The sequence below is a fragment of the Kitasatospora phosalacinea genome, assembly GCF_000717185.1.
Taxonomy (GTDB): domain Bacteria; phylum Actinomycetota; class Actinomycetes; order Streptomycetales; family Streptomycetaceae; genus Kitasatospora; species Kitasatospora phosalacinea_A.
In genome coordinates, this window is sequence record NZ_JNYE01000022.1 from 66606 (window position 1) to 74286 (window position 7681).

Consider the following 7681-nt stretch of genomic DNA (forward strand, 5'->3'; position numbering starts at 1 on the left):
GGCGGGGCTCGGGCTGCTGCTCGACGGACTGCGGTTCGGGTTCGGGACGTTGACGGTGCTGCGGGTGCGGGTGCACCGGTGGGACCGGGCGGCGGGCGGGGCCGCGATGGTGCTGGCGCCGCTGGTCGGGCTGGTGGTGGGCGCGCTCGCCGGGGCGGCGGGTGCGCTGGTGGCCTGGCGCGGCGGCGGGCTGCTCGGCGGGGTGGCCGTGGTGGCGGTCGGCGCGCTGCTGACCCGGGGGCTGCACCTGGACGGGGTGGCGGACGTCGCGGACGGGCTGGGCAGCGGGAAGCCGGCCGGGGACGCCCTGCGGATCATGAAGCAGTCGGACATCGGCCCGTTCGGGGTGCTGACCCTGGTGCTGCTGATGCTGGCCCAGGTCGCGGCGCTGGCCGGGGAGTTCGCCGTCTCGCCGGGGCGCGGGGCGCTGGCCGCGGCGGTGGCCGCGACGGCGGGGCGGGCGGCGCTGGCCTGGGGGTGCCTGCGGTCGGTCCCGGCGGCCCGGCCGGGCGGGCTGGGGGCGGTGGTGGCGGCCACCGTGCGGCTCCCGGCGGCGGTGGCGGTGACGCTGCTGGTGGCCGGTGCGGCGGCGGCGGTGCGCTGGCAGGCGGGCGTCGCGGTGCTGTGGGGCGTGCTGGCCGCGGGCGTCCTGCTGCGACGGTGCGTGCGGCGGTTCGGCGGCGTGACCGGGGACGTGCTGGGTGCGCTGGTGGAGACGGCGGCGACGTCGGCGCTGGTGGCGGCCGCGCTGCTGTGAGCAGCCGTCCCGAGTCGGCGTCAACTCCCTTGCCGTGCACGAACTCACGCACCGTCACGGGTCGCGGCGGTTCGTGCACGGGGCAGGCGGGGCGGCGCGATCCCAGTATGCGGACTACCATGCGGTGAGCACCCTGGCCCTGTGCCCCGTTTCGCCGCGGAGTCTGCCTGGGTTTTGCCGGTCGGCAACGGAGCCGTCACCGGCTGTGGACCGCGAAAGAACAGGACGCATTTGTCGTGACTGCACTGTCTGTGAGCACCTCCTCCGCCGTGAGCCTGCGGGCGGATGCCCTGGTGGTCGGTGTGGCGAAGGGCCCCAAGGGCCTGGTCGTCGCTCCGGGCGCCGAGGCGGTCGTCGAGGCGTTCGAGGGCAAGCTGGCCGAGGTCCTCACCACCCTGGGCGCCACCGGCGCCGAGGGTGAGGCGGTCAAGCTTCCCGCTCCGGCCGGGGCCAAGGCCCCGCTGGTGCTGGCCGTGGGCCTGGGCTCGGCCCCCGAGGGCGCGTTCGGCGCCGAGGAGCTGCGCCGGGCCGCCGGCGTGGCCGCCCGGACGCTGGCCGGGGCGAAGAAGGTCGCGCTGGCCCTGCCGACGTCCTCCGCCGACGAGGCCGAGGCGGTCGCGCTGGGCGGCCTGCTCGGCGCGTACTCCTTCGGCAGCTACAAGGGCGAGGTGGCGAAGGCCCCGGTCGCCGAGCTGGTGCTGCTGGTGGAGCGGAAGGCCTCGAAGGACGCCAAGGCCGCCGTGGAGCGGGCCGTGGTGGTCGGCGAGGAGATGAACCGGGCCCGCGACCTGGTCAACACCGCCCCGAACGACCTGAACCCGAAGTCCTTCGCCGCGATCGCGCAGGCGGCGGGCAAGGAGCACGGCCTCAAGGTCGAGGTGCTGGACGAGAAGGCGCTGGCCAAGGGCGGCTTCGGCGGCATCCTGGGCGTGGGCGTCGGCTCGGCGAACCCGCCCCGGCTGGTGAAGGTGGCGTACACCCACCCGAAGGCGCGGGCCTCGCTGGCCTTCGTCGGCAAGGGCATCACCTACGACTCGGGCGGCATCTCGCTGAAGCCGGCCGGCCACAACGAGACCATGAAGTGCGACATGTCGGGCGCCGCCGCGGTGTTCGCCGCCGTGGTCGCCGCCAAGCGGCTGGGCCTGCAGGTCAACGTGACGGCGTGGCTGGCGCTGGCGGAGAACATGCCGTCCGGTTCGGCCACCCGCCCGGGCGACGTGCTGCGGATGTACGGCGGCAAGACCGTCGAGGTGCTGAACACCGACGCCGAGGGCCGGCTGGTGCTGGCCGACGCGATCGTGCGGGCCGGCGAGGAGCAGCCGGACGTGATCGTCGACGTGGCGACCCTGACCGGCGCGATGGTGCTGGCGCTGGGCACCCGCACCTTCGGCGTGATGGCCAACGACGAGGCGCTGCGCACCCGCCTGCACGAGACCGCGGGCGCGGTGGGCGAGTCGTCCTGGCCGATGCCGCTGCCGGCCGACCTGCGCAAGGGCATGGTCGAGTCGACCGTCGCGGACCTGGCGAACATGGGCGAGCGGATGGGCGGCGGCCTGGTGGCCGGCCTGTTCCTGCAGGAGTTCGTCGCCGAGGGCACCGCCTGGGCGCACCTGGACATCGCCGGTCCGGCGTTCAACGAGGGCGGCCCGCACGGCTACACCCCCAAGGGCGGCACCGCGAGCGCGGTGCGCACCCTGGTCCGCTTCGCGGAGGACACCGCCGCGGGCGAGTGACCAGCTGACCGTCGCGGGGCCCGGCACCGGTGGTGCCGGGCCCCGCGCGTCTTACCAGCCGGTAGCGGGCCGCGCCAATTCGACGGCGTGTTCGCCTCCGGCGAAAATTGATTCCGCAGGGCGGAACACGGCCGGTGAAGCCCCCCGGACGGCGTACCTCCACTTGCCGATTTCCCGGCCGTGAGCTGCGACGATACCTCCGAGAACGGGTCATACCGCCGCCGCGCGGGCCGCACCGGGGACGCCTCGGGGCACCCGCCGACGCCACCTGCCGCCAACAAGTGCAAAGATGTATTTCCGGCACGACTGGGCGCCTTACGAGGGCACTCACCCACCGGACCGCGACCGGCCCGGCGATCCGCACCTTTTGCATGGAGGACGTGACGTGGCGAACGACGCCAGCACCGTTTTCGACGTAGTCATTCTCGGAGGCGGAAGCGGCGGTTACGCCGCGGCGCTCCGTGGCGCCCAGCTCGGCCTGAGCGTCGCGCTGATCGAGAAGGGCGAGCTGGGCGGCACCTGCCTCCACCGCGGCTGCATCCCGACCAAGGCGCTGCTGCACGCCGCCGAGGTCGCCGACGAGACCAAGGAAGCCGCCGAGTTCGGCGTCCTCGCCACCTTCCAGGGCATCGACATCAACGGCGTCCACAAGTACAAGGACGACGTCGTCGCCGGCCTGTACAAGGGCCTGCAGGGCCTGGTCGCCTCCCGCAAGGTCACCTTCATCCAGGGCGAGGGCAAGCTCTCCTCGCAGACCTCGGTGGACGTCAACGGCCAGCGCATCGAGGGCCGCCACATCGTCCTCGCCACCGGCTCCGTGCCGCGCTCGATCCCGGGCCTGGACATCGACGGCAACCGGATCATCTCCTCCGACCACGCGCTGAAGCTGGACTACATCCCGAAGTCGGCGATCATCCTCGGCGGCGGCGTCATCGGCTGCGAGTTCGCCTCGGTCTGGAAGTCCTTCGGCGTCGACGTCACCATCGTCGAGGGCCTGCCCCACCTGGTGCCGCTGGAGGACGAGAACTCCTCCAAGCTGCTGGAGCGCGCCTTCCGCAAGCGCGGCATCAAGTTCGAGCTCAAGTCCCGCTTCTCCGGCGTGGAGTACACCGAGAACGGCGTCCGGGTCTCGACCGAGAACGGCAAGTCCATCGAGGCCGACGTGCTGCTGGTCGCGATCGGCCGCGGCCCGGTCTCGGCCGGCCTGGGCTACGAGGAGCAGGGCGTCGCGATGGACCGCGGCTACGTCCTGGTCGACGAGTACCTGCGCACCAACGTGCCGACCATCTCCGCCGTCGGCGACCTGGTCCCGACCCTGCAGCTGGCCCACGTCGGCTTCGCCGAGGGCATCCTCGTCGCCGAGCGGATCGCCGGCCTCAAGGTCGTCCCGATCGACTACGACGGCATCCCGCGGGTGACCTACTCCAACCCGGAGGTCGCCTCCGTCGGCCTGACCGAGGCCAAGGCCGTCGAGCAGTACGGCAAGGAGAAGGTCGTCACCCTCAAGTACAACCTGGCCGGCAACGGCAAGAGCAAGATCCTCAAGACCGCCGGCGAGATCAAGCTGGTCCAGGTCAAGGACGGCGCCGTCGTGGGTGTCCACATGGTCGGCGCCCGCATGGGCGAGCAGGTCGGCGAGGCCCAGCTGATCTACAACTGGGAGGCCCTGCCCGCCGAGGTCGCGCAGCTCATCCACGCGCACCCGAGCCAGTCCGAGGCCCTCGGCGAGGCCCACCTCGCGCTGGCCGGCAAGCCGCTGCACGCGCACGACTGATCGCGCCCCGTCCCCGTTCATTCCTGTACGCAAGACTTGATAGGAGTCGCTGGAACCATGGCGGTCTCAGTAACACTGCCCGCGCTGGGCGAGAGCGTGACCGAAGGCACCGTCACCCGCTGGCTGAAGGCCGAGGGTGAGCGCGTGGAGATCGACGAGCCGCTGCTCGAGGTCTCCACCGACAAGGTCGACACCGAGATCCCGGCGCCGGCCTCCGGCATCCTGGCCTCGATCAAGGTCGGCGAGGACGAGACCGTCGAGGTGGGCGCCGAGCTGGCGATCATCGACGACGGCTCCGGCGCCCCCGCCGCCGCCCCGGCCCCCGCGGCCGAGGCCGCTCCGGCCGCCGCCCCCGCCGCCCCGGTTGCCGAGGAGGCCCCCGCGGCCCCCGCCCCGGCCGCCGAGGCCCCGGCCGCCCCCGCCGCCGCTCCGGCCGGCGACGCCACCCCGGTGCTGCTGCCCGCGCTGGGCGAGTCGGTCTCCGAGGGCACCGTCACCCGCTGGCTGAAGGCCGAGGGCGACACCGTCGAGGTCGACGAGCCGCTGCTCGAGGTCTCCACCGACAAGGTCGACACCGAGATCCCCTCCCCCGTGGCGGGCACCCTGGTGAAGATCCTGGTCGGCGAGGACGAGACCGCCGAGGTCGGCGCCCAGCTCGCGCTGATCGGCGCCGCGGGCGCGGCTCCGGCCGCCCCGGCCCCGGCCGCCCCGGCCCCGGCTGCCGCTCCGGCCGCCCCCGCCGCCCCGGCTCCGGCCGCCCCGGCTGCTCCGGCCCCGGCCCCGGTGGCTGCTGCTCCGGCTCCGGCCGCCGCTCCGGCCCCGGCTGCCCCGGCCCCCGCCGCTCCGGCCCCGGCGCCGGCTCCGGTGGCTGCTCCGGCCGCCCCGGTCGCCGCCGCTCCGGCCGCGGACGCCGGTGACGCCTACGTCACCCCGCTGGTGCGCAAGCTCGCCGCCGAGCACGGCGTCGCGCTGTCCTCCGTCGCCGGCACCGGCGTCGGCGGCCGCATCCGCAAGCAGGACGTGATCGCCGCCGCCGAGGCCGCCAAGGCCGCGCCGGCCCCGGTCGCCGCCGCTCCCGCTGCTGCCGCCGCCCCGGCGAAGGCCGCCGCCGCGCCGTCCGCGCTGCGCGGCCAGACCGTCAAGATGACCCGCATGCGCAAGGTCATCGGCGACAACATGCTGAAGGCCCTGCACGAGCAGGCCCAGCTGACCAGCGTGGTCGAGGTGGACGTCACCCGGATCATGTCGCTGCGCGCGAAGGCGAAGGACTCCTTCCTGGCCCGCGAGGGCGTGAAGCTGTCCCCGATGCCGTTCTTCGTGAAGGCCGCCGCCCAGGCGCTGAAGGCCCACGCGGTCGTCAACGCCCGGATCAACGAGGCCGAGGGCACCATCACCTACTTCGACACCGAGAACATCGGCATCGCGGTGGACTCCGAGAAGGGCCTGATGACCCCGGTCATCAAGGGTGCGGGCGACCTCAACATCGCGGGCATCTCGAAGAAGACCGCGGAGCTGGCCGCGAAGGTCCGCGACAGCAAGATCACCCCGGACGAGCTGTCCGGCGCGACCTTCACCATCTCCAACACCGGTTCGCGCGGTGCGCTGTTCGACACCGTCATCGTCCCGCCGAACCAGGTCGCGATCCTGGGCATCGGCGCGACCGTGAAGCGCCCGGTGGTCATCGAGTCCGACGGCGGCACCGCCATCGGCATCCGCGACATGACCTACCTGTCGCTCTCCTACGACCACCGCCTGGTGGACGGCGCGGACGCCGCCCGCTACCTGGTCGCGGTCAAGGAGATCCTGGAGGCCGGCGAGTTCGAGGTCGAGCTCGGCCTGTAAGGCACCCCCGCCAGGGCACCCCGCCGGGAGCCCCGCACCGTCCCCGGACGGTGCGGGGCTCCCGCGCGTCGCGGCCCGGGCGGCGGGGCGGATCGGGTGCGGGCGGGGCGGCGATCGTGGAGGCTGGAGCGGTGATGGACGAGACGGGATTCTGGCAACTGGTCGACGAGGCCCGGGAAGCGGCCGCGGGCGATCCGGACGAGCAGGCCGAGGCGCTGGTCGACCGGCTGCTGCGGCTCACCCCGGACGAGGTGCTGGACTTCGCCCGGCAGTTCGAGGCGCGCTTCCAGCGGGCGTACACGGTGGAGCTGTGGGGCGCCGCCCATCTGCTGCTCGACGGGGCCTCGGAGGACGGCTTCGACTACTTCCGGTGCTGGCTGATCGGCCAGGGCCGGGACGTGTTCGAGGGCGCGGTGCACGAACCGGACGCGCTGGCCGAGCTGGTGCCGGACTTCGACGAGGAGGAGGACGGCGACGCGGAGGAGCTCGGCTACGCCGCCGACGAGGCGTACGAGCGACTGACCGGGCTGCCGCTGCCGGACCTGGGGGTGCGCCAGCCCGCGGCCGCGTACGGGGTGTGGTTCGACTTCTCGGACAAGGCGCAGCTGGCGGCCCGCTACCCGCGGCTGTGGGAGCTGTACGGGGACTGAGCGGGCCCGGGCGGGCCCGGGGCCCGGGCGGGCCTGAGGGGCGGCCCGGCTCGCGTCCGGGCCGGACGGCGCGCCTTTCGGGTGGCGGCCGTCCGGGTGCTGTCCCGGTGCGGCCCGGGCGAGGGCCCGGGCGAGGGCCCGGGCGGGGTCAGCCGGTGCTGGTGATGCCCTGGATGATGTCGTCCAGCACGGCCGGGTCCGGGGCCTTGGGGTCGTCGTCCACGCCGCCGCGCAGGATGACGTAGCCGCTGCCGTCCGGGTCCGGGACGGCCGCGACCACGGCGAAGCCGGCCGCGCCCTGCTCGGGTTCGAGGTACCAGCGGATCGCCCAGCCCTCGCTGCCCGCGACGGTGAGGGTGCCGGCCGACTCCTCCCGGTGGGAGCGCAGGGTGCCGAAGGCGACGGCGGCGAAGTCGGTCATCGCCTGTTCGGCGGCGGCCTGGGCGTCGGCGGCGTCGACGCTGTCCGTGGTGATCGCGAACTGGCCGCGCAGGCAGAGCGACTCGGACTGCTCGCAGGCGTACTGGCCGGTGACCTCCACCACCGAGGCCCGGTCGGTGGCCGACTGGGCGATCCAGCCGTCGGGCAGCGGGACGCCCCAGTGGTGAGTCTCGTCGGCGATCTGCAGGGCCGGGTCGGGGCTGCTGCCGGTGTCGTCGGAGCCGGTGTCGTCGGTCTCGGTGGCGTCCGGGGACGGGGAGTCGGACGGCGAGTCGGGCGGGTCGGAGGGCGCCGGGGTGGAGACGTCGACGGTGACGTTCGGCGCGGGCGAGGCCTTCTTCGGGTCGGCGGGCTGCAGGGCCCACACCACGGTGCCGACCGCGCCGGCCAGCAGCACCACGGCGGCCGAGACAGCGGCGATCAGCGGGCCCCGGCCGGAGCGGCCCGGGGGCGGGCCGGGCGGCTGGAACGGGGGGTGGAAGGG

6 protein-coding genes are annotated in these 7681 nt (G+C 74.3%); 5 read left to right on the forward strand and 1 reads right to left on the reverse strand.

Going from position 1 to position 7681, the window contains the following annotated elements:
* The first annotated feature begins 13 nt into the window (after positions 1–13).
* From OO57_RS12160 to OO57_RS12180, 5 genes are all read left to right on the forward strand, one after another.
* Positions 14–757, forward strand: coding sequence for an adenosylcobinamide-GDP ribazoletransferase (locus OO57_RS12160; RefSeq protein ID WP_033252412.1), 744 nt, complete (start codon positions 14–16; stop codon positions 755–757).
* A 236-nt stretch (positions 758–993) separates the two neighbouring features.
* Positions 994–2490, forward strand: coding sequence for a leucyl aminopeptidase (locus tag OO57_RS12165; RefSeq protein ID WP_033252395.1), 1497 nt, complete (start codon positions 994–996; stop codon positions 2488–2490).
* 367 nt (positions 2491–2857) lie between these two features.
* Positions 2858–4264 (forward strand): dihydrolipoyl dehydrogenase, encoded by a 1407-nt coding sequence (lpdA, locus tag OO57_RS12170; protein ID WP_106973967.1) that lies wholly within the window; start codon positions 2858–2860, stop codon positions 4262–4264.
* Between the two features lie 57 nt (positions 4265–4321).
* Positions 4322–6106, forward strand: coding sequence for a 2-oxoglutarate dehydrogenase, E2 component, dihydrolipoamide succinyltransferase (gene sucB, locus OO57_RS12175; RefSeq protein ID WP_033252396.1), 1785 nt, complete (start codon positions 4322–4324; stop codon positions 6104–6106).
* Between the two features lie 134 nt (positions 6107–6240).
* Positions 6241–6756, forward strand: a complete 516-nt coding sequence (locus tag OO57_RS12180) for a DUF4240 domain-containing protein (protein WP_033252397.1) — start codon at positions 6241–6243, stop codon at positions 6754–6756.
* A 148-nt stretch (positions 6757–6904) separates the two neighbouring features.
* On the opposite strand, the gene OO57_RS12185 is transcribed toward OO57_RS12180, so the two are convergent.
* The coding region (locus tag OO57_RS12185) for a hypothetical protein (RefSeq protein ID WP_033252398.1) at positions 6905–7681 on the reverse strand (777 nt) is incomplete at its 5' end.